This is a genomic window from Thermophilibacter immobilis, from assembly GCF_015277515.1.
GTDB classification, from domain to species: domain Bacteria; phylum Actinomycetota; class Coriobacteriia; order Coriobacteriales; family Atopobiaceae; genus Thermophilibacter; species Thermophilibacter immobilis.
Map to the genome: position 1 here is coordinate 1,107,261 of NZ_CP063767.1, position 22,094 is coordinate 1,129,354.

The window sequence follows — 22,094 nt, forward strand, 5'->3', positions numbered from 1 at the left end:
GAGTTAGTATATGCGCGCCGGAGGAGGCGCGCGGAAGGTTGGGACCTTTTTTCAAAAGGCTCTGTTAAACCACCGATGACATCTGTTGATTGAGCTCCGGATGGAATGGATAAGGAGTCTCGGCGTAGCCACGCCACGTCCTTGCGTACGACCCCGCATCGAGCTGCTCGAGCAGGAGGTCCGTACGTCCTCGTGAGCGCCGGGCTTCGAGCGTCCACTTGAACCACATGAGATAGCCGTGGAGTCTCCTCGTCGACACCCCGCGAAATGGCGAGAGAAAGAGCGAGAGGGTCGAGTGAAGGGCGTTCACCCTGTTAAGGGGTGTATGACTGCCACCGGAGGAGAACCTCCCGTGTACGGCCACGCCCATCTCCGCAAGTGGCCTCACGTATCCCGCAAGCCTGTCGGTGGAGACGATTGCGCCCCTGAGGGCGCATCCGGCGAGCCCGGCCCTGCACGCGCCGACGCCCGCCTTGCCGAGGCACACCTCCTGGAGGAACACATCCCCCCTCGCGTTCACGCATGTCATGATGCTCACCTTGTCCCCGCTCACGCCGCGTCTGACCCCGTCGCGGCCGCGGTGCCTGGCCGGACGGGGCATGGAAAACCCAGGCGGCGGGCGTGGTTGCCCGACAGGGAGTCCGGAACGAGGGTCTCGTCGGCCTGGACCGGACAATCCGGACCGGCCTCGAACGGAGAGAGCATCCCCTCCATCACCTCGATGGCCCTGTGACGCATGAAGAAGCTCGTCTTGAGCGATACCCCGCACCTCTCTGCCGCATCGCGCAGCGTGAGGCCGTCGACGACGCAGCGGGCGTACTCGGCCCACGTGACAGCCGGCAGCTTCGTGGTCCCGAGCACCTTGCCCGTGGCTCCCCCGAACGTGCGAGAGCACCCGCGGCAGAGCCAGCGCTGGCGTCCGGCCAGATCACGACCCTTGCGCACGACATGCGCGCACCCGCATCTCGGACACCTCCGTGCCTCGAAGTCCTCGGAATCGTCAGACGTCTCGTCGGCCGTCGCCTCGAGCAGCAGCCCCAACATCTCATCGCGCTCCCTGGCGCTCATGTTACGAACGATTGCCCTCATCCCGTCCCCCATGCGTCCTCCCCCAAACCGTCTTACCACCCTGGGGAGAACAATACTCTCCAGGTCGGACACTAATGTCATTGGCGGGTTAACAGAGCCTTTCAAAACAGGGGCAAGGCCCCGGGTGCCGCACCGAGCCTGCCCATCTGCACAGAACGCAGCCTTCTGAGGGTTGTTGCGTGCGCCGCGGCAGGCTCGACGATTGATGCTCGACGCAGAAGTCGAGCTCTACCGCTCCCCCACCGCGACGCGGGCGCGCCAGGCGCTCGGCGTCTCGCCTATAACGGCGCCAAACGCGCGCGAGAACTTGGAGTGGCTCGAGTAGCCCACGGCGGCAGCGGCCTCGGACACCGTGAGGCGGCTGTCCGCAGACAGCATCTCAGCCGCGCGACGGATGCGATAGGAGCGGTACCACTGGTAGACGGACACGCCGAACACCTCACGAAAGGACTGCTTGAGCACCGTTGGCGAGGTATGGCACTCCCCGGCGAGGCCGTCTATGGTCTTGGGGAGACGCAGGTTCTGGGTCATGGCCCGCTGGGCGCGGCACGCGATGTCCTCGTGCGCCGCGAGCGTCGAGGCACAGCAGTCGCATCGCTCACCAGGGGACGCCTGGCAGATCGCGTGCAGAAGCTCGATCGTCTTGAGGCGATAGGCCCCCGCCCCCATCCTCCCCATCGAACGAATGTCCATCTCACACATCGCATGCGCAACCCGGGGGCACTCGGTGAGCCAAGAGAAGCCAGTGCCCGCGGGGATGCGCGCGAGCAGGTCCTGCGGGCTCACGTCGAAGGCCACGAGAACCGCGTGCGTCTGCTCCGAGAGGCCCTCGGCACTTAGCGAGACAAACAGGCCTTCGAAGTCGTCAAGGGCGACGAGCTCCTCCCCCAGGCTCGGGCGCGCAACCAGGAGGCAGAGGTCTCCTGGAGCCACGAGAAGGCGCAGGGCTCCATGGCGCAGGGTGCACATACCTCGCCAGCACCCACCCACGAGAAGTGATCCACCAGGCAGGTCGCGCGCCATGGAGACCGGGCCGTCAGAGGGCCGCAGGCGGACGATGCGAGTGGTGACACCCTCAAAGACAGGTATGTGACGCTCTTGCGACATGGCTCACCCCTATTGGATCCGTGCCAAACGAGGGGGCGTCGTTGCCCCCGGGCCCTTTTGGACGCACGCGCTCCCCGGCAGGGCTCATGCGCGAGACCATAGTATAGACTGGAGAACGCTTAAAGTAACTCATGGCTTACATTCTCTCCCCAAGGAGTGACCTTTGGACACCGGAATCGTCATAGCCAACACGGGCTCCCCCTCGGCCCCCACTCCCGACGCGGTCGAGACCTACCTCTCCTCCTACCTCATGGACCCCCACATCCGCCAGCTTCCCAAGATCGCGTGGAACATTCTGCTTAGGAAGGCCATCCTGCCCAAGCGCAGGTTCTCCTCGAGCGAGCGGTACCGCTTCGTGTGGGAGGAGGGGGGTGCCCCCCTCGTCGCGCACCAGGAGCGCCTGCGCGCCAAGGTCCAGTGGATGTGCAACCGCGAGGGGCTGCTCCCCTCGGCCACCGGCGGCGTCTCGGTCCGCTCGGCCATGAGCTACGGGGATCCGAGCATGGCAGATGCTCTCGCGAGCCTTCGGGAGGATGGCTCCGAGCGGGTGCTCTGCCTGCCCCTCTACCCGCAGACGGCCTCCTGCATCACCGGCTCGGTCGCGGACTCCTTCGAGCGGACGCTCGCGGAGCTCGGGTGGGACCCCCCCGCGAAGGGTCGTCGAGGGCTATGCCCAGAACGCCTTCTACCTCGAGGCCGTCGCCTCCTCCATCGAGGGGCGCGGCTTCGGTCAGCGTCCCGACGACCGCCTCGTACTCTCGTTTCACTCGGCTCCGCTCAAGGACGAGCGCGCCGGGGACACCTACCGCCAGCAGGCCCGACAGACGGCGGACGCCGTGGCGGAGCGGCTCGGCGTCGACCCCGCCTCCGTCACCGTGTCCTACCAGAGCGTCTTCGGGCCGGACCCTAGCGCCTGGGCGCGGCCCCTCTCCCTTGACGTGCTGCGCGGCTGGCGCGACCAGAAGTTCAGGGTCTTCTTCTGCTGCCCCGGCTTCGCGGTCGAGTGCCTGGAGACGCTCTACGACGTCCCCCAGGAGCTCCTGAGCGCGCTCGAGGGCGACGAGGTGGAGCCGCCGAGCCCGGCGCGCTGCCTCAAAGGCGGCGCCATCGGGCCCAGGGGGCGCTTCGTGTGGGTCCCCTGCCTCGACGACTCGGACGCGCATGCGGTGGTCGTGCGCAGCGTGATCGACGACGCCCTCAGGGACGGTTCCTGGACGGGGATCGAGAGCTCCCTCGGATAGAGAACGCGCCGCCCGCAGACTGCGTGACTTCGCCGTTCGCGCGCACGAGGAGGCACTCGATGCCGTCGTGTCCGTTCACGTAGTCCAGGGCCCCCTGGCATCCCAGGGAGAGGAGCAGCTTTCCAAGGCCCTCGCCCTCCGTTGACCTCGCACACAGCACGCTCGCACTCGCCAGGTTCGTCTTGAGCGGCGCGCCCGTCCGGGGGTCGAGGATGTGAGCGTAGCGTACGCCGCCCCTCTCGAACGCGCGGGTGCGCACGCTGCTCGTCACGAGGCTCTGGTCCCCCAGCTCGCAGGCCGCCAGGGGCCTTCCGAACGTGTCGTCGGGGTCGGCCACGCCGACGCGCCAGGGCCGCCCGTCGGGTCGCGTGCCCAAGCAGTGGACGTTCCCGCCCAGGTCGAGCACGGCGCGCACGCAGCCCGCATTCCTAAGGAGGCTTACGAGGTCGTCCGTGACGAAGCCCTTGGCCATGCCGCCCAGGTCGATGCGGGCGGCCGGGTCGTCGAGCCAGGTCCGCCTTCCGCAGACGTGAAGGTGGCGCCAGCCGATGTGCCCCACGGCCGCGCGCAGGAGGGCCTCGGAGGGAACCGTCCCCCGCTTGAAGTCCCACAGCGCGCTCGCGGCCCCCACGCTCGCGTCGAAGGCGCCGCAGGTCTCCTCCGCCAGGCGCACAGACTCCCGGAGGGCGTCCGCGGTGTCCTGGTCCACCTCGACGGGACGCCCTCCCGCCGCATTGAGCCTCCCTACGTCGCTTGTGGGGTCGAAGCGGTTGAGGGCGGCGTGGAAGCGCGCGCAGCGGGCGAGGCAGACGTCCATCAGCTCCTGCGAGCAGTCGGCCCTGATACGCACGAGCGTGTCGAAGAACTCCCCGGCCCCCATGATGAGGGGAGGCCGAGAGGCACAAGGGCGCGAGGTGCCCGCGCCGGCCGTCATGCCCAGGGAGGGGCCGGCAAAAAGCTCACGGCACCGCCGAGCCACAGCGCAATGAGCAGCGACGCGGCGCGTGCGACGATCCCTCGCGGGCTCGTAGGAGGTCGGCCGCCCCGTGGCCCTGTCGACGGCGAAGCCCTGCTGGTCCAGCGCCTCTTCCGCGCGCCTGAGGGCGGGGCCAAAGTTGACGCAGCCCGCCTGCGCGACGGTCTCGCAGCGGTCGCACTGGACGCACTCCCCCATCTGCGGCCCCTCGCCCGGAGGCGCGATGCGCACGGGGCAGCGGCGCCTGCACGCCTCCGCCTGCCCGGGACGGCCCGGGTCGACGTGCCGGTTGGAGCGCGGCAGTATCGGCATGAGCGAGAAGAGCGCGCCGAGGGGGCAGAGGTACTCGCAGAACGAGCGCTCCTTGGCCACCATGAGGGCGCAGAGAGCGAGGAGGACGATGCCCCCGACCACCCCCACGCTCGCCGGGCTCACGTTCACGAGCTGGCCGAAGGCGGTCCACGGTGAGACGGCGCTCACCACGGCTCCGGCGCCCGCGAACGAGGCCACGAGCACGACGGCGAGCACGACGTACTTGATCAGGCGCAGCGCGTCCTCCGTGCGGGCGGACAGGCGATGCCCATGAGCGTGCAGCGCCCTGCGAAGCGGCTTTCCCAGCTGGTAGAGGACGTCACCGAGCGTGCCGAACGAGCAGGCGTAGCCGCAGAAGAAGCGCCCGAAGACGACCGCGTGCGCGAGCAGCAAGACGAGCGTGAGCACGAAGCTCGTGACGTCAGCGGCCTCTCCCCTGCCGAGCGCCACCATGAGGGAGCGCGCACCGGAAAACGCCATCGAGAAGGCCTGGGGCGCCAGCACGAAGAAGGCCACCTGCAGGGCGAGACGAGACCAGCGCACAAAGTCGCGGCGACTCTTGCGGGGGACCGCGTGAGAGGCGGCCGCCGAGGCACCACACACTTTCTTGGCACTTTTGGACATCGCGCTCACCTAGTGGGTCCTGTCAGACTGCTGGCGCAGGGTGTAGCCGTAGGTGATGGCGTTCTGCTCTTCGGTCGATGCGTTCTGCCCGAGGAGGTCGCCCACGGTGAGCTCGTACCATGCGGCGCTGTCCTCGTCGGCTCTCGTCTGCGCGATCCGCTTGAGCTCGGAGGTGGAGTGGGCCGCGGACGAGCTGGTCGTCATGCTGGTCCGCGCAGTGCTGCCCTCGGCGGCACCACCGTTCACCAGCGCGTTGTTGACGGCGTTCATGATGCCGTGGCTGGAGTAGGTGGCGCTGCTCACCGTGTCGAGGTCCCAGCTCTGGGATTCCTCGATCTCGGGTATGAGCTTTTCGGACGCGAGGCTGAGGTAGGAGTCGGTGTCACCCGTCCTCGTGACGGAGATGTCGGTGAGGTAGCCGTTCTCCACGCTCACCGAGACAGAGAGGGGGCCGCCGAACGAGCGGGCCGTGCCCTCGAAGGTGCCGTCCTTCATGAGCGGTCCTCGCTCGCCGGAGGTGCGCCCTTCCTGGGCCGCCTGCGCGGCCTGCGCGGACGAGACGCTCAGAAAGGCATTGGCGCCTGCGAGCGAGGCGGCAACGGCCCCTACGCACAGGGAGCGCACGAGGAGGTTCCTCGGTATGCGGGTCACCTCTCACCCCTTTCTCGTCGGCGGGACCATGCGAGGCCCGCCCTAGCTGGTGGCCGTGGCCTCGAGGATGTTCTGACCCAAGTACTCCTGGGTCTTCTGCAGGCCGGGGAGCATGAGCCAGGAGGCCGAGCCGGTGAAGGACAGGTACTCCGTGAGGTCGCAGTCACGCCACAGGCGCATGAACTGGTAGAAGTCGTTCTCGGGGTCACGCGCCATGCCGCCGGTGTGCATGCCGGCCCTGAGCTGACCCACGGCGTTGAAGCCGTTGGAGAAGTTCCAGCCCCAGCGAAACATCGTGTGACCGGAGGAGTGGCGCAGCGAGGAGAACAGGCCCACGTGGGAGGCGGGGTCGATGAGGGGGTCGCCGTTCTCGTCGAGCGCCTCGGGGTCGGGCTCGGCCGTCTCGTCCTCGCCACCGGACAGGGGGATGCCCTCGAGCTTCGTACGCCCGATGACGCGCTCCTGCTCGGCCAGCGTCTGCTGGTCCCAGGCCTCGATCTTCATGTCGAACGAGCGCCACATCATATACGTGCCGCCTGCGTAGAGTTCGCCGTGGGGATCGTCGTCGGGCTGTATCCAGACGCACTTCTCCATGTAGTCCTCGTCCTCGGGGGACGGGGCGGTCGTGCCGTCGCGGAAGCCGAACAGGTCGCGGTCGGCATGCGCGTAGCCCTCGGGCGAGAGCGTGTGGTAGTAGCCGACCTTGTTCCAGCGGATAGTCGCCGTGCCGTACGCCGCGCGGATCAGGTTGCGCGCGGCGTGGAAGGCCACCTTGGGGTCCTCGGCGGCTATGAGCAGGAAGAGGTCGCCCCCGCATTCGTCGTCTGCGAGCTGGTCGCCGGAGAAGTGCGGCATCGTGTAGTCGAGGCGCTCGGGCCTGACCGCCGCGAGGCCGTAGCGGTCCGTGCCGTCGGAGGCCTGGAACAGCGTCGCCCCGAAGCCGAGCGAGACGGTGAGGCCTGCCGCGCCCAGGTCGTACGTCTCGCCGGAGTCCAGGGGCGGCGCGTTCTTGTCGGATCTGGGCTCGTCCACGGGAAAGCCGTCGCAGAGGTTCTCCGAGTACTTTGTCCAGGTCTTGAGCAGGGCGACGAGGTCGTCGCGGGTGGCCGCGTCGCTCATGTCGAACGCGACCGCTTGCAGGTTCTGCTGGGAGCCGGTCACGCCGGGCTGGTGCTCGACGCTGCGCATGGGGACCTCGATGCGCTGGACGTTTCTGACCATCGAGCCGTCCTCGGTCCAGTCGTCCGTGGCCACGGCCACGCCGGTCTCGGCCTGGTTGGAGACCGTCTCGCTCGACGCGGCGGCCGGGGCGGAGGACGCCTTCGCGTCGTCGCAGCCGGGGAGCACCACGGCTGCGATGGTCCCGGCGGCGAGGGTGCCCAGGCCCCTGAGGGCGTCGCGACGCGTGACGCCGGCTCTCATCGGCCTCTTTTCGGCGGGTGCTGTTTTCTTGTCGGACATCAGGGGTTCCTCTCTGTTGCAAAAACACCGACAGACCGACGGTCTTGGGACCGTCGGTCTGCTGACGCCTATACCTGCGGATGCGTCTTCATGGACGAAGGGGCGCCTCCTACTCCAAGACGATGGCGGTCAGCTGGGCGACGGACTCGCGCAGCGCGTTGACCTCGTTGGAGAGCTTGCGCGCGGCGTCGGAGAGGCTGTCCTCGTCCTGACCCTCGCCGGCGTTGGCATCGAGCTCGGCGTAGGAGGGGTAGACCGGGTTCTCGGCGTCGCCCGTGTTGTACTGGGAGAGCTCGTCGTTCATCGTCACGAAGGCCTTGTCGATCTCGGTGGCGGTGTCGGGGTCCTTCGTCTCGACGAGGTCGCGCACGGCGCCGTAGGCGACCTTGGCCCCCTCGACATTAGCCTGGAAGTCGTACAGGTCGGTGTGGGAGAAGGCCTCCTCCTCGCCGGTGATCTTGGTGGTCGCGACTTCCTCGAGGAGCGAGATGGCGCCGTTGGAGATGTCGTCGAGCGAGACCTCGAAGCTGCTCGCGTAGACGAGGTCGTAGAGGTCTTGCGTGTCGCTCACGAGCGTGTCGGCCAGGGCGGCGCGGTAGTCGTCGGAGTAGCCGGCCTCGTCGGGACTCCAAAGGTCGAGCTCGATGGCGTGCCAGCCGGTCCAGTAGCCGTTCTCGTGCAGATCGTCGCCGGCCTCGAAGTCTACATGGTCGGTGCTGTAGCCGTCGTCGCCCGCGTCGGCGCGACGCTCGTCCAGGTAGGGGTCGATGTCGCCGAACGCCTCGGCCGTGGGCTCGATGCGCTCGTAGTGCATCCTCACGAGGGCATAGTTCTCCTTGCACCACGCGGTGTCACCGGCCTTGTAGTGCTCGGCGAACTCAGTGGTGGCATCCAGGAGCTGGCCCGACTGGTCCTTGATGTAGGCGGTGTAGGCGGTGACGGCCTGGTTGCGGAGCTCCTGCTCGTCGTCGGAGACGGCGACCTCCTCGCCGGAGTCCTCGACGGTGAACTCGGTGGCGTCGACGAGCGGGCCGACCATGTTCGTCTTGGAGGCGGTGTAGTAGGTGCCCGGCTCGAGGGCGGCCGTCACGTCGACGGTTGTGCCCGGCGTGATGTTCTCGCGCTCGGTCTTGATCTGGAGCTTGTCCTCGGCCAGGATCTCGAACTCGTTGACGGACGTCCCGTTGTTGGTCACGTGAAAGGTCACGGTACCGGACTTGGTGGCGTTGGCGCTCAGCTTGCAGGACGAGTCGTCGATGGTGACGGTGATCTCCTGCGAGGACTGGTCGGAGGCGGTCGTCGCCTGGGAGGCGTCCGAGCCGGACTGGGTGGTGGCGTTGGACTGGCAGCCCGCGAGAGGGACGGCCACCAGGACGCCCGCTATGGCCGCGGTCGCGGCCTTCCTCACCCAGGTACCCGTGTTCAGATTGAGCATGGAACTTCCTTTCCTATCCAGATGCGTACGCCTTTCGGCATTCCACGAACGTGGCGAGCGAGTGCGCGCGCCGGGGCTACGAGGCCTCCGGTGACGCGTTGGGTGTGTCGACGAAGATCTTGCCCTTGAGCTGAAGCGTGAACAGGACGAGCACGACGACGAGGTACGTGGCCCATGCGGCGAGCTGCAGCCAGGTGGGCGAGAAGAGGATGTCGAGGTTGAAGAAGGCGCGCAGAAGGGTGAACCACCAGGTTCCCGCGACGGCCGCGATCATGGCGGAGTGATCGTAGAGGTAGACGGCGTATCCCGGGATGACCGAGGCCTCCTGCAGGTCCTTGATCCCGTACATGACGATGCCCGCGGCCACGAAGATGAGCAGGTAGCCCGTCACCGCGAAGAACTTGTGGATGTCGATGAGGGTGGAGCCCCTGTAGACGAGGTATCCCACGATGACGGCCCCCACCAGACCGAGCAGCACGCCGGCGGCGGGGCCCGCGACCCCCTGCTCCCCCGATGAGCGCACGGTGGCCCACACGAAGACGGCCGTCTCGGCGCCCTCGCGGCCCACCGAGACGATGGCGAGCCATACGAGACCGCTGACGTTGCCCGCGTCGAGCGCCTCCTTGGCCTGCTCCTCGACGCCCCGGGCGAGCCTGCGGGAGTTCTTGCCCATCCAGAAGATCATCCACGTCACGAACCCCATCGCCACGAGGGACAAAGAGCCCCCCAGAATCTCCTGGGTCTGGAAAGTGATGGTCATGGGGCCCCAGGTCCAGTAGACGCCGAGCCCCAGCGGCACGATCGCGGCGATGACCACGCCCAGCCAGAGCTTAGGCATGATGTCCTCGCGGCCGACCTTGTAGATGTACGCGACCAGGATGCCGACCACGAGGGCCGCCTCGACGCCCTCGCGCAGGGCGATGAGGAAGTTAGCGACGAAGATCTCCAAGCGACGCTCCTTGGGTTGGGGTCAGAGCCAGAGGGCTTGAAAGTAAGCCATGGGATACTTGCTCGTTCCTTTATACGCCCTGAAGAGTCGATTCGCGACGGTCGGCGGCGGGTTAGCCCCTTTGGGGCCGGGGCGTCCGTTTTGGCTAGGATTCCCATGGCGGCGCGAGCCAGCCTCGCGCCGCCATGGGAAGTCCTACGAGGCGCGGCCCGTGAGGACGAGGGTCCGCGTGGCGAGCGCGGCCGCCACCTTGCGATGGCTTACGAGAATGACGGCGCGGCCCGCGCGCGCCTCGTCGAGCGCCCTGAGCACGGCCGCCTCGTTGAGGCTGTCCAGGTTACTCGTGGGCTCGTCGAGCAGGAGGATGGGGGCTTGCGAGAGAAGCGCGCGGCAGAGGCCCACACGCTGCCGTTCGCCGTCGGACAGGGGGCTCGCGCCCGCGCCGACGGGGGTGTCGAGCCCCCGGGGAAGCCGTGCCACCGTCGAGGCGAGCGCCGCAGCCGCAAGGGCGCGTTCGAGCTCGCCCTCGCTCGCGTCGGGGCGCGCGAGCATGAGGTTCTCGCGCAGCGTCGCGTCGAGGAGGTAGGTGTCCTGCGTCATGTATGCCTCGAGGGAGCGCAGCGCACCCGTGCCCAGGCGTCGGACGTCGCGGCCGGCCACCTCGACGGCCCCGTCGTCCACGTCCCAGAAGCGCATGATCAGCCCCAGGAGCGTGGACTTCCCGACGCCGCTTCTTCCCACGACGCGCAGCACCTCGCCCGGGCGGACCGTCAGGCAGACGTCGCTCAGCACGTCCGCGCCGGCCTCGTAGGCAAACGAGACGTGCGCGACCTCCACGCTCGCCCGGGAACCCGGTCGCTCCCCCGGCTCCACGTCGCGCACGGCCGGCTCCTCACCGAGCACGTCGAGGATCCGACGGGCGCAGGAGAGCGTCCGCTGGAGCGAGAAGCCCAGGTGCGCGACCTCCTCGACGGGGTCAAGGGCTGCGATCAGCGCCAGGACGCAGGCGAGCGCGTCCGGGGCCGCGAGCGCGCCCGATGCGACGAGACCGGCCGAGAGCGCCACTGCGGCGGCCACGAAGGCGAGGCCGAGCGCGGGCGGGAGCGCGCCGAGGGTCGAGGTCCTCGCGTCATAGCCGCGCGAGCCGTCCGAGAGCGAGCCCGCGTGCGCGCCCAGCTCCTGGGAGAAGGCGGAGGCGCGCCCGTACTGCAGGAGGTCGCCCATGCCCTCGAGGCTGTCGAGCACGAACGCACCCATGAGGGCGGAGTAGTCTGTGACCCGCGTGCCGCGCTCCCGCGTGAGGCGGGAGCCCGCCAGGGGCATGACGACCCCCACGACTACGAGCGCGACGAGCGTCAGGGCCCCGAGCTCAGCCGAGCGCTCCCAGACGAAGGCCGTGAGCGCCACCGAGCTGAGCAGGGTGGCGAGCGTGGGCGCGAGAATCCGCGAGTAGAGGCCTTCGAGCGTCTCGACGTCCGAGCTCAGAAGCGCCGCGAGGTCGCCTGCGCCACGCCCCTGCAGCTTGGCGGGGGCGAGGCTGCGCAGGGCCCCGAAGACCCGGTCGCGCACGAGCTGGAGGGTGCGGAAGGTCTGGTCGTGCGTGAGGAGGCGCTCGAGGTAGTGCACGACGCCGCGCGCGAGGCCCAGAAGGACCACGGCGGCGAGCCCCGCGACCGGCAGCGCCCGCGAGCCCGCAGAGGCCAGGGCGGCCACGCAGGCGCCCGCCGCCACAAGCTGGCCGGCCGCGCAGAGGTTGCCCGTGGCCCCCAGGACGCCCGCGACCACAAGCTCCGGCGCCATGCGGCCGGTGAGGCGCACCATCCCTGCCACGATCCGCGGCGCGGACCCTCTCGTGGGGGCGGGCGTGGGACCCGGGTCCTCGGCACCGGCGGAGTCGGGGTCCGACGGGGCCTTCCCGGCGGCCTCGTCCAAGGAGGGGGTGACCGGACTCGACCCCGCCTCTGCCTCGTAGTCGGGCAGAGGGATCCAGGAGGGGTGCCCCGCGGGAAGGCTCACCGCCGGGGCCTGCCGGTAGCGCGCGTAGTCGAGCACGTCGAGGGCCGCCTGCATGGTCTGGGCCCCCATGAGTGGGATCTCGGGGTGCAGGCGGGTCACCTCCTGGACGCGGAGCTCGGCCTCGGTGGGCACGTACGCGTCGTCGTCATAGGCGACCTCGTTCGCGCGGGCAAAGTCCTCGAGCTCCTGGAGCTGGTCCCAGAGCCGGCGGTAGGTCCCCCCTCGGCGCATGAGGCTCTGGTGGTCCCCACTCTCCACGATGCGGCCCGCGTCCATGACGTAGGTGCGGTCCGCCCAGGCCAGCGTGGAGAGCCGGTGCGAGACCACCAGGACCGTGCGCGTCACGGAGAGGAGCTGGATGCCCTCGAGGAGCTTGCGCTCGCTCTCGGCGTCGACGTTCGACGCTATCTCGTCGAAGACGTAGATCGGCGTGTCACGCAGGAGGGCGCGCGCGAAGCAGAGCCGCTGGCGCTGGCCGCCCGACAGGTTGGAGCCGCCCTCGCGCACCTCGGCGTCGAGGCCTCCCGCCGCGAGCACGAAGTCGTCGAGCTGGGCGTTTCTGAGCGCGCCCCAGAGATTCTCGTCGGTCGCGCCCTCCCGACCGAGCGCGAGATTCGAGCGGAAGGTCCCCTTGAACACGTGGCTGCGCTGGGAGACCACGGTCACGGACCGCCCGAGCGCTTCGCGCGAGAGCTCCCTGAGCTCGCACCCGCAGACGGTGACGCTCCCCTCGTAGTCGAAGGCGCCTCCGGTGAGCACGCGGGCGAGGGTGGACTTGCCCGACCCGCTCTCGCCCGTCACCCCCACGAGCGCGTTGACGCCAACCTCAAGCGCGACGTCGTCGAGCGCCCGCGTCAAGCCGTCGTAGGAGAACGTGAGGTGCTCGGCCGCTATCTCGGGACGCGCGAGGTCGCAGTCCCTCTCGCCATGGGCGGGCTCGGGGAGGTCGAGCAGGGCGAGGATGCGCTCAGCGACGGCATTGGCGTTCATGCCCGTGTGGAACAGCGAGCCGAAGCGGCGCATCGGCACGAAGAAGTCGGCCGCGAGCAGCACGATCACGAGGCAACCCGTGAGGTCCAGGCTGCCGGCGGCGAGCTGGGTCAGGCCCACCACGACGCCCGCCGCTATGCCCGCGTAGGTGAAGAGGTCCATGAGCCAGACGTTTCCCATCTGCACCCTGAGCAGGCTCATGGTCACCTGGCGAAACTCCTCGGCCTGGTGGTTGAGCCGCTCGTGCCACGTGGCGTCGGCGCGATACGACTTGAGCGTCACGAGGCCGCGGATCGCGTCGAGAAACGCCCCCGAGAGGTCGACGTAGGTCCCCCAGTACTCCCCCATGAAGCGCTTGGCGCGCTTCATGAACATCATGATCGAGCCCGGAACGAGGGGCACGCAGAGCAGCATGACAAGGGCCGCGGGCCAGCTCAGAGGCCAGATCACGACGAACACGGTGAGGGGGGCGGCGAGGGCGTAGATGAACTGGGGCAGGTACTCGGAGAAGTAGGGGCGCAGGCGCTCGGCGCCCTCCCCCATGAGCTGAGAGGCCTCGCCGGCCTCCACCCTGCTCTCGAACGAGGGTCCCAGGCGGACGAGCTTGTCGAACACCTCCCTGCTCATGCTGGCCGCAGCCTGCTGGCCCGCGCGGCGCGCGTGCCAGCAGGCGAGCGCCTGCAGGGCGCACAGGGCGGCGAGCTGCGCCGCCGCGACGCCGTATGCTGAGGTCGCAGGCCTCGCGCCGAGGAAGAGCCCCGCGAGCGCGTTCGCCACGCCCAGGAGCAAGAAGATGCGCGCGACGAGCGCGAGCCACGTGAAGACGACGCAGAGCAGGGCCGAGCGCGTGGCGTCGGGCACGAGACTCAAAAGCCTCTTGTTGAACATGGGCGTGCCTCCAGGCGACGAGGAAGGATGCGGGACCGACATCGGGGGCAGAAAGTTAACCTCGTCTAAGTTCTAGCACATGTGCGTCTCGAGCGGGAGCGCACGCCCTAGGGAATGAGTGGATCGCGCGCGCCGGCGGACACCTCGCGCCACGCGGGGGAGTCGCGCCTCAGCTCGGACACCACCTGAGGGACGATCGCGCACAGGTAGTCGACCTCCTCGGCGGTGTTGTTCGGCGAGAGGGACAGGCGCACGGTGCTGTAGGCCAGCTCCTGGGGCAGGCCCATGGCGAGCAGGACGTGGCTTGCCTCGGGAGAGCCGGCGCCGCAGGCGGATCCGGCCGAGGCACAGACGCCGCGCGCGTCGAGCGCCATGATGAGCCGCTCCGAGTCCACCCCCTCGAAGGTGAAGCTCACGTTGCCCGGGAGCCGGCGCACGGGGTCTCCGTTGAGGCGGGAGTGCGGGACCGCGCCGAGCGCGCGGACGAGGCGGTCGCGCAGGGCGCTCACGTAGCGGGCGTCCTCGTCCATGTGCGCGCAGGACTCCTCGAGGGCCGCGGCCATCGCGGCGATGGCGGGCAGGTTCTCCGTGCCCGCGCGTCGCCCGCGCTCCTGCGGCCCCCCCACAAGGAGGCTCGTGAGCACCACGCCGCGCCGCGCGCACAGGGCGCCCGCCCCCTTGGGCCCGCCGAACTTGTGACCCGAGAGGGACAGCAGGTCCACGCCCTGCGCGTGCAGGTCGATGGGAAGGTGCCCGGCCGCCTGGACCGCGTCGGTGTGGAAGAGCACGTCGTGGGCGCGACAGAGGGTGCCTATTTGCGCCAGGGGCTGGACGGTGCCCACCTCGTTGTTGGCGTACATGACGCTGACCAGGGCCGTGTCCGGCCGTAGGGCGCGCTCGACGCTCTCGACCTCGAGGACCCCGTCTGCCCCCACGGGCACGAGGGTCACCTCGAAGCCCTGCCCCTCGAGCCTCCTCAGCGTGTTGAGCACCGCGTGGTGCTCGAAGGCCGTGGCCACGAGGTGCGTCTTGCCCGCGCGTCTTGCCCCAAGGGCAGCCGAGACGAGCGCCTGGTTGTTGGCCTCGGTCCCCCCGGAGGTGAAGACGACCTCGGCGGGCACGCAGCCCAGACAGCGCGCCACGACCCGGCGCGCCTCGAGCAGGGCGTCGGCGGCGCGCTGCCCCACGGCGTGCAGGCTGGAGGGGTTTCCGTAGACCTCGCGCAGACAGCGGTCCATGACCTCGAGGGCACGGGCGCTCAGGGGGGTCGTGGCCGCGTTGTCGGCATAGACCCTCATCCCGAGAGCTCCCCCGCCGTCGCGCTCGCCCCGAGGGGCGCGGCCTCCACGACCTTGATGAGGACGTCCATGGTGCCACCGCAGACCATGCCCTCGTCCTCGCTCACGTCGTTGGTCATGTCCACGCAGACGAGCTCGTCTGCGCCCCGGCGCAGAACGCGACGGGCCGCCATGACGACCTCGTGCTCGCCGCAGCCTCCCCCGATGGTGCCGAAGGTCTGGCCCTGGGAATCGACGGCCATGAGGGCACCGGTCTTGACCGGGGTCGAGCCGTGTCGGCCCACCACCAGGGCGAGGGCGCAGGCCTCGCCCTGGGCCAGGTACGCCAGCAGCACGGGGTCGCAGTTGGTCTGCTCGAGCAGGCCGTCGCCCCTCTCCCCTCGGCTGCTGCGAGACGCGATGAGCTCGGCCAGGATGGAGATGCCGATCTCGTCGGGGGTGACGGCACCGATAGCCACCCCGATGGGGGTGTGGATGAGGTCCATGCGCGCTTGGTCGAAGCCCTCCTTGGCCAAAAGGTCAAAGAGGCCGCGCACGCGCCGTCTGGACCCGATGAGCCCCACGTAGCGCGGCATCTCCTGGGCGAGGATGACGCGCAGGCACTCGGCGTCGTGCTTGTGCCCGCGCGTGACGATGACCACGAAGTCCTGGGGCGCCACCCGCAGGCGCGCGAGGGCTGCGGCGAAGCCGTCGCAGATGACGTGGGCGGCGTCGGGAAAGACGGTGCGGTTGGCGAAGGCCGGCCGGTCGTCCACGACGACGACCTGGAACTCGAGCGCCGAGGCAAAGCGACACACGGACTGTCCCACGTAGCCGCCGCCCAAGACGATGAGGCGCGCAGGGGACTGGAAGCGTCGGACGTAGGCCGTCTCGGGGACTTCGCTCGGAACAAAGCTCACGTTGAAGCTCTCCCCCGCCAGATGCCTCCGGTAGAGCTCCGTGTAGTCGTTGCCCATGCACACCGCCTTCCCCCGACGTGGGCGTCCCCGCCCCCACCTAGAGGATAGCGCGCGGGAGCGAGGCGGGGACGCGAGAAGCTGTCCTAGCGCTCTATGTAGTTCAGGAACTCGCGCAGGCGCGGCCCCGCCTGCGCGCCGAGGATGACCTCGGGCGTCCCCTCGGCTGCGACCTGGCCCTCGTCCATGAAGACGATGCGGTCGGAGACCTCGTGGGCGAAGTGGATCTCGTGTGTGACCAGGACCATCGTCATGCCCATCTCGGCGAGCTTCTTGATGGTGTTCAGCACCTCGCCCACGAGCTGCGGGTCGAGCGCGGAGGTCGGCTCGTCCAGGAGCAACACGCTGGGCTCCATCGCGAGCGCACGGGCGATGCCGATACGCTGCTGCTGGCCGCCGGAGAGCTTGGACGGGTAGAAGTCGGCCCGGTCGCCCATTCCCACGAGGTCCAGGTACCTTCTCGCATGCTCCTCCGCCTCGACCTTGCCCATCTTCTTGGCGAGCACGAGCGGCTCGGACACGTTTCTCAGGGCGGTGTAGTTCTTGAAGAGGTTATAGTTCTGGAAGACCATCGTTGAGTGGCTCCGCAGGTTGCGGATGTCATCTGCCGTGTGGCTCTCAGCGTCGACCGTGACGTCAGCGATGCTTATGGTTCCGCGCGTCGGCTCGACCAGGTAGTTGAGGCACCGCAGCAGCGTTGACTTGCCGGTCCCCGAGGGGCCGATGATCGAGACGGTCTCGTTCTGGTCCACCGTCAGGCTGACGTCCCTCAGGACCTCGGTCTGTTCGTAGCTCTTGTAGAGGTGCTCGATGCGCACGAGGGGTTCGCCCATGACGGCCGCCTAGTCCTCGTCGTGGTTGATCAGGGTGGTCATGTCGCTGTGCATCCACTCCGTGATGATCTGGGACATGCGCCCGTCATCGAGCATCTTGTCTATCTCGGCGTTCACGAAGTCGCAGTAGCGCTGCCCCTCGTCGGTCTTGGGGAAGAAGTAGGCCACGTTGTTGGAGGCGGTGCGCTCGTCGAGGATGCGGCAGGTGACGCTGTTGGCATCGTTGAACTGGTAGACCACCGTGTCGGTCGTGAACATGGCGTCGATGCGGCCGAGAAGAAGGTCGCTCATGCCGGCGTTGGACTCCTCGTAGGTCGTGATCGTAAAGCCGAGGTCCTCGGCCATCTGACGGGCGATGGTCTCGGAGGCCTGCCCGCTCGTCACGCCGCAGGTCTTGCCCGCGAGGTCGTCGAAGGTGTTGATGGTCGTGTTGTCCGGGGCCACCGCGACGCCCTGGGCGTCACCGTAGTACGGGTTGGATGCCAGGTACTTCTCAGTGCGCTCCGGCTTGACGGCCAGGCAGTTGGCGACGAGGTTGGCCCTTCCGGCGTCGAGCTCGCCGAACATGGCGGAGAACTCGGCCTGCTTGACCGTGAGCTCTATGCCCGTGTCGCTCTTGATCTGCTCCCAGATGTCGGCGTCGATGCCGGTCCAGGAGCCGTCGGAGCCAAGGAGCGAGTAGGGCAGGCCGTTTCCGCTTGACACGAGGGTCACCTTGGTGATGGCGTCGGAGGAGCCCGTGCCCTCGCTCGTGTCGGACGAGCCCGAGCAGCCCGCCAAGACGGCTCCTGCGGCCACGGCACCGCTCGCCAGGGCGGAGCGGAGGAAGGTGCGACGAGAGATCTGGTTGTTCATGAAGGTTCCTTTCACGTTGGGTATCGGTCGGCGGACGAGGCTAGAACGCTCGCTCGCAGCGGCGCTGGACGTATCTGCTCACCAGGCTGAACAGGGAGATGACGGCCCAGTAGACGAGCATCACCGCGGCGTAGATCTCGAAGTACCTGAAGGTCGCTGAGCCCTCCATCTTGGCGGCGCCCATGATGTCGGGCACGCCGATCATGAACGAGAGCGACGACAGCTTGATGAGGTTGATCACGTCGTTGAAGAGGGGCGGCACGGCAACGCGCACGGCCTGGGGGATGATGACGTGCCAGAAGGTCTGCCCGTTCGTGAGGCCGAAGGCGGCCGCGGCCTCCCTCTGCCCCTCGTCCACCGACAGGATGGCGGCGCGGATGCTCTCGGACATGAACGCGCCCACGCTCAGGCTGAGCACGACGGACACGGCGATGAGCGGCGTCATGTCGCGAATCGCCGTACTGTACACCGCCATGCCGAAGTAGAAGAAGTAGAGCTGGGCCACGACCGGGGTGCCGCGCATGAACGAGACGTACACGCGCGAGATCGGGTAGAGGACCTTCACCCTGTACAGGGAGACCATGGCCACGAGCACGCCGATGAACAGCGCAAAGACCGTGGATATAATGGTTAGCTCGAGCGTTACGTCAAGGCGCAGGGCAATCTTGGGCAAGCAGGAGAGGAAATAGGAAAAGTCGAACATGGGTAGTTCCCGTCGCTGTGTGATGTGTGAGGTGGCCGCCTGCGGGCGACGTCAATCGTGAGCTCTTCTCCCGCGCACGCCGAACCGGCGAGATGGTCCAACCTATGCCAGACGGCACGCCCGGGAGCAGAGCATTCGCATCATACAGAAACGGCCATAACACAGAGGGGGCCTGCGGGTCGCGAAACGACCTTCGACTGCGACGCCGCTGCAGATCACGCGCTCCACCCCTCTTTCGTAGGCTCGATGCCCAAAGCTCAGGACGCCTGTAGCCTACCAGCCCGCCTTGCGGGGCGTCAACCTGTTTTTCGTTTGGAAATGACGGGGCGAGAAGAGCGGCATATTCGCCGCGCGCGAAATTCTCGCTTGCGCCGGGGCCCCAAGGCTGGTAGATTATCTAGTCGCGCGCGGTTGGCGCACAACGGGTGGTGGCGCAGTTTGGTAGCGCACTTGACTGGGGGTCAAGGGGTCGCTGGTTCGAATCCAGTCCACCCGACCACGAAACCGCAGGTCAGAGGCTTAAGCCTCTGACCTTTTTTCTTATACGTACTATTTGACGTACTATTTACGTACTGCAAACCGTGTCCCTCGATTCTTTTGAAGTCCATTTTTGTCTTTTCTCCCGCCGTGAGAAACTGTTCGGTGAACGGTCGCGGTACGCGTCTTCGTGCAAGATCATCGCATCAGTAATGTGCCGATTCGTCTGCCCTAGAAACCTCTTCCGCTGGCCTGCACGCGTGTAATCCGCCCGTCCTTCGGCCCCTCGGTTCCGCAAGAGTGCTCGCCTGGCGACAAATGTCCGCGACTATGCTCGCGGCATACGAACTTTCAGCCGGCCTTGGGTATCCTCGGAGTTGGGCGCATGTGTAGGAATCGTGGCGCCCTGGGGGAACTCCGGGCCATTGCGGCCGATACGGACAGTGGGGACAGGCCAGACAATACAGCCAGAGGTGCCGACACCAGCGGATAGCATGCGAATCATCAGGTAACCCAAGGGCGTCACGCTCCATCGGAGGATGGGAGGTGACACCAGATGAGGGAAGGCGACACGCATGCAGGAAGAGCAGACACCAGACCTCTCCCAGATGAACCGACCGCTCAGCACGCAGGAGGTCTCGCGGTACCTCGGGCTGTGCGAGCGCCAGGTCCTGCGCATGGTCCATAACGGGCAGATCCCAGCGAAGAAGTTCGGCCACAACTGGTACTACTCGCCGAGGAAGATCGCCCAGCTGGTCGGGATGCTGGACCAATGACGCCGCCTTTGGAAGCGGCGTCGTGCGTTTTGTGCGCAGGCCGCCGTTGTGGAAGCTTATGGAAGGTTGGCCGCGGGCCCGTCCTGAAGAGGAGTGCCGTCACCTCGTATCCTCGCTGCCTAGTAGGGGCAAGGGGGTTCGGATGATTCGTCGGGAAATCGGAAGCAACCTGGACATGATATCGGCGGACGAGGCGGCGAGGATCCTGCGGGTCTCCGCCAGGACGGTCAGGCGGCTCTGCATAGACCGCAAGATTCCCGCCGTCAAAGTCGGCAACCAATGGCGCATCGACAGGACGGAGCTCATGAGGACGCTCGGCAGGGACAGCAGGATGTCCTGCTGGCTCGGCATGGATGGCAAATAGGCCCGGTTCCCTACGACATGTGGCAGGTCAACCAGAAGCCCACAATCTCCCGCTTTGCGTGTGGTCACTTTCGCGACGACACCGCTGTCCACCAGGCCCGTCTCTCCTCGGCAGACCCCGCCTTCCAGGAGGAGTGGACGCGCGACTGCGAGGGCACGGTTCGCTACCTGCACAATCACCCCTGCATTGTGACGTGGGTCCTCTTCAACGAGGGCTGGGGGCAGTTCGATGCGCGCGATGCGGTGCGCCGCGTGCGCGCGATTGACCCCACGCGGCCCATCGACGCTACCAGCGGATGGTTTGACCAGGGCTGCGGTGACTTTGTGAGTGAGCACAACTACTTCCGGAAGCTTCGCGTGCACCTTCCTCGAGGCTCCTCTCGCGCCTTTGTGATTTCTGAGTTTGGTGGGCTTACCTGGTACGTAAAGGGTCACAGCTCCTTCTCGGAACCCTATGGCTACGCGGGGTTTCCCAGCCTGGAGGAATGGCGCCGTGCGGTGCGGGCGCTTCTCGATGAGGCACGCGCGCTCGAGGCCAAGGGTCTTTCCGGCTACGTGTACACGCAGCTCTCGGACGTGGAGGAGGAGACCAACGGCCTTCTCAGCTTTGACCGTCGTGTGAACAAGCTGCTGTCGTAGACGACCACGGCGTGTCCTGCGTGCGTCGCGGGCGCTTCCGAGAGGGGAGAGGTAACCATGGCAGACAAGACAAGGCGTACCGCATCGCGTGCCACCAACCCCACAGTATCTCGGACTACTTGGTTGGTCATCGTGCTTCTCGCCTTTGTGGGGCAGGTTGCCTGGGCGGTCGAGAATAACTTTCTCAACCTGTTTGTCCAGGACTCCTTTGGCGCCTCGCTGCAGGACGTAGCGCTCATGGTCTCTGCTTCGGCGCTTACTGCCACGCTGACCACGCTGTTTGTGGGCGCGTGGTCGGACCGCGTGCGCCGTCGCAAGGTCTTTGTGGTGGCGGGCGCAGCTCTGTGGGGCGTCTCGATCATTGGCTTTGCGTCCATTCAGGGAATCTCGGACACGCTTTCGCCGGATGCCACCCAGGCGGCGCGCATGGGCGTCACTCTCACGATCGTCTTTGACTGCGTGATGACCTTCTTTGGGAGCCTCTCCAACGACGCGGCGTTCAACGCTTGGCTCACCGACGTGACGGACGAGACAAACCGCGGCCGTGTGGAGGGAGTGAACTCCGCGATGCCGCTCATCGCGATGCTGGCCGTCTTTGGTGGCGCGATGGCCCTCATGCACGTGGGCGATGACGGGACCGTGACGTACGACTACCCGGCGCTCTTTGTGACGGTCGGCGTGCTGGTGGGGGCGGCCGCGGTTGTGGCCGGTATCCTCATGCGGGACTCCCACCCGGCGTCTTCGGTCGAGCAGGGCTGGCTGCGCGGGGTGGCGCGGAACTTCTCGCCTGTGGCGATGCGTGAAAACCCGGTGCTCTACCTGGTGCTTCTCGGCTACTGCATCTTCTCGACAGCGCTTCAAGTCTTTATGCCATACTACGTGCTCTACCTGCGGCTTCCCTATGTGCTTGGCGAGGACTACGTGTTTGTGATGGCTCCGGGCATTGTGATTGCGGCCGTCTTCACCATCTTCTACGGCCGGCGCCTGGACAAGCTTGGCTTTGAGCGCGCCGTGCGCCTGCCGCTGGTGCTGTTTGTGGCGGGGTGCCTGGCACTCACGCTGCTCACGAGCGTGGCGGGCGTCTTTGTGGGCTCGGTTCTCATGCTGTGCGGGTACCTGGGAGCCGTGGCCTGCTTTGCCGCCGAGGTGCGCAACAACACGCCGGCCGACCGCGCGGGGGTTCTCCAGGGCGTGCGCATGTTTATGGTGGTGCTGGTACCCATGCTTGTGGGACCGTGGATTGGGTCGGCGGTGAGCTCTGGGTCTGGAGCTATTGGCGGATTTGGCGTGGTTGGGGATGGGTTTACGCCGTCGTCGCTCATCTTCTTAGCCGGCGCGCTGGTGTCGCTTGCGGTTGTTCCCACGCTGGTGGCGGTGAGGCGACGACGGCATGCGGTGGAGTAGCGATGCCGTTTGACCTCCTGCCTGCCTGGCGCTGTTGAGAAGAAATTCGCC

The 22,094-nt window shown here is 67.5% G+C and carries 19 protein-coding genes, 1 tRNA gene and 1 pseudogene; 7 read left to right on the forward strand and 14 right to left on the reverse strand.

Annotation, left to right across the window (positions count from 1 at the left end):
- Positions 1-64: 64 nt before the first annotated feature.
- The 3 genes from INP52_RS04910 to INP52_RS04920 all read right to left on the reverse strand — a co-directional run bounded on the left by INP52_RS04910 (position 65) and on the right by INP52_RS04920 (position 2,196).
- The gene (locus tag INP52_RS04910; RefSeq protein ID WP_194369562.1) at positions 65-553 is read right to left on the reverse strand and encodes a hypothetical protein; all 489 of its coding nucleotides are present in this window, start codon (positions 551-553) and stop codon (positions 65-67) included.
- Positions 550-1,101: an IS1 family transposase gene (locus INP52_RS04915; RefSeq protein ID WP_194369564.1), complete on the reverse strand. Its 552-nt coding sequence runs from the start codon at positions 1,099-1,101 to the stop codon at positions 550-552. Before INP52_RS04915 ends, INP52_RS04910 begins: the two co-directional genes overlap by 4 nt.
- Positions 1,102-1,317: 216 nt before the next feature.
- Positions 1,318-2,196 carry an AraC family transcriptional regulator gene (locus INP52_RS04920; RefSeq protein WP_194369566.1) on the reverse strand — a complete coding sequence of 293 codons (879 nt, stop codon included), beginning with the start codon at positions 2,194-2,196 and terminating at the stop codon, positions 1,318-1,320.
- 163 nt (positions 2,197-2,359) lie between these two features.
- On the opposite strand from INP52_RS04920, the pseudogene INP52_RS10145 reads away from it, so the two are divergent.
- A pseudogene (locus INP52_RS10145) lies at positions 2,360-2,770 on the forward strand (ferrochelatase); the annotation flags it as partial.
- Positions 2,730-3,437, forward strand: coding sequence for a ferrochelatase (locus tag INP52_RS09905; RefSeq protein ID WP_228478256.1), 708 nt, complete (start codon positions 2,730-2,732; stop codon positions 3,435-3,437). The pseudogene INP52_RS10145 and the gene INP52_RS09905, both read left to right, overlap by 41 nt.
- Here INP52_RS09905 and INP52_RS04935 read toward each other — a convergent pair.
- From INP52_RS04935 to INP52_RS04985, 11 genes are all read right to left on the reverse strand, one after another.
- Positions 3,394-5,349 carry an FAD:protein FMN transferase gene (locus tag INP52_RS04935; protein WP_194369579.1) on the reverse strand — a complete coding sequence of 652 codons (1,956 nt, stop codon included), beginning with the start codon at positions 5,347-5,349 and terminating at the stop codon, positions 3,394-3,396. The two genes, INP52_RS09905 and INP52_RS04935, sit on opposite strands and share 44 nt — an antisense overlap.
- A gap of 9 nt (positions 5,350-5,358) precedes the next feature.
- On the reverse strand, positions 5,359-6,000 hold the full coding sequence (locus INP52_RS04940) for an FMN-binding protein (protein ID WP_194369581.1): 642 nt from the start codon (positions 5,998-6,000) through the stop codon (positions 5,359-5,361).
- A 42-nt stretch (positions 6,001-6,042) separates the two neighbouring features.
- Positions 6,043-7,461: a Dyp-type peroxidase gene (locus INP52_RS04945; RefSeq protein ID WP_194369583.1), complete on the reverse strand. Its 1,419-nt coding sequence runs from the start codon at positions 7,459-7,461 to the stop codon at positions 6,043-6,045.
- Between the two features lie 109 nt (positions 7,462-7,570).
- Positions 7,571-8,896, reverse strand: coding sequence for an iron uptake system protein EfeO (efeO, locus tag INP52_RS04950; RefSeq protein WP_194369585.1), 1,326 nt, complete (start codon positions 8,894-8,896; stop codon positions 7,571-7,573).
- Between the two features lie 76 nt (positions 8,897-8,972).
- Positions 8,973-9,845, reverse strand: coding sequence for an iron uptake transporter permease EfeU (gene efeU / locus INP52_RS04955; RefSeq protein WP_228478257.1), 873 nt, complete (start codon positions 9,843-9,845; stop codon positions 8,973-8,975).
- A 195-nt stretch (positions 9,846-10,040) separates the two neighbouring features.
- Positions 10,041-13,739, reverse strand: a complete 3,699-nt coding sequence (locus INP52_RS04960) for an ABC transporter ATP-binding protein/permease (RefSeq protein WP_194369587.1) — start codon at positions 13,737-13,739, stop codon at positions 10,041-10,043.
- Positions 13,740-13,846: 107 nt separating this feature from the next.
- A complete protein-coding gene (locus INP52_RS04965; protein ID WP_194369589.1) occupies positions 13,847-15,037 on the reverse strand; it encodes a cysteine desulfurase family protein in 1,191 nt (396 codons plus the stop codon).
- Entirely contained in the window at positions 15,034-15,993 is a 960-nt protein-coding gene (locus INP52_RS04970) for an XdhC family protein (RefSeq protein WP_194369590.1), read from the reverse strand. Before INP52_RS04970 ends, INP52_RS04965 begins: the two co-directional genes overlap by 4 nt.
- An 86-nt stretch (positions 15,994-16,079) precedes the next feature.
- On the reverse strand, positions 16,080-16,826 hold the full coding sequence (locus INP52_RS04975; protein ID WP_194369592.1) for an amino acid ABC transporter ATP-binding protein: 747 nt from the start codon (positions 16,824-16,826) through the stop codon (positions 16,080-16,082).
- Between the two features lie 9 nt (positions 16,827-16,835).
- A complete protein-coding gene (locus tag INP52_RS04980; protein ID WP_194369594.1) occupies positions 16,836-17,681 on the reverse strand; it encodes a transporter substrate-binding domain-containing protein in 846 nt (281 codons plus the stop codon).
- A 40-nt stretch (positions 17,682-17,721) separates the two neighbouring features.
- Positions 17,722-18,384, reverse strand: a complete 663-nt coding sequence (locus INP52_RS04985; RefSeq protein ID WP_194369596.1) for an amino acid ABC transporter permease — start codon at positions 18,382-18,384, stop codon at positions 17,722-17,724.
- A gap of 422 nt (positions 18,385-18,806) precedes the next feature.
- Between INP52_RS04985 and INP52_RS04990 the strand changes: the two genes are divergently transcribed.
- The 5 genes from INP52_RS04990 to INP52_RS05010 all read left to right on the forward strand — a co-directional run bounded on the left by INP52_RS04990 (position 18,807) and on the right by INP52_RS05010 (position 22,043).
- Positions 18,807-18,883 (forward strand) — tRNA-Pro (locus INP52_RS04990).
- Positions 18,884-19,436: 553 nt separating this feature from the next.
- The gene (locus INP52_RS04995) at positions 19,437-19,637 is read left to right on the forward strand and encodes a helix-turn-helix domain-containing protein (RefSeq protein WP_059055374.1); all 201 of its coding nucleotides are present in this window, start codon (positions 19,437-19,439) and stop codon (positions 19,635-19,637) included.
- A 142-nt stretch (positions 19,638-19,779) separates the two neighbouring features.
- The gene (locus tag INP52_RS05000) at positions 19,780-20,001 is read left to right on the forward strand and encodes a helix-turn-helix domain-containing protein (RefSeq protein WP_059055376.1); all 222 of its coding nucleotides are present in this window, start codon (positions 19,780-19,782) and stop codon (positions 19,999-20,001) included.
- A 17-nt stretch (positions 20,002-20,018) separates the two neighbouring features.
- Complete coding sequence (locus INP52_RS05005) at positions 20,019-20,639, forward strand: glycoside hydrolase family 2 TIM barrel-domain containing protein (protein ID WP_228478258.1); 621 nt, start codon at positions 20,019-20,021, stop codon at positions 20,637-20,639.
- A gap of 57 nt (positions 20,640-20,696) precedes the next feature.
- Complete coding sequence (locus INP52_RS05010) at positions 20,697-22,043, forward strand: MFS transporter (protein ID WP_194369600.1); 1,347 nt, start codon at positions 20,697-20,699, stop codon at positions 22,041-22,043.
- Positions 22,044-22,094 lie beyond the last annotated feature (51 nt).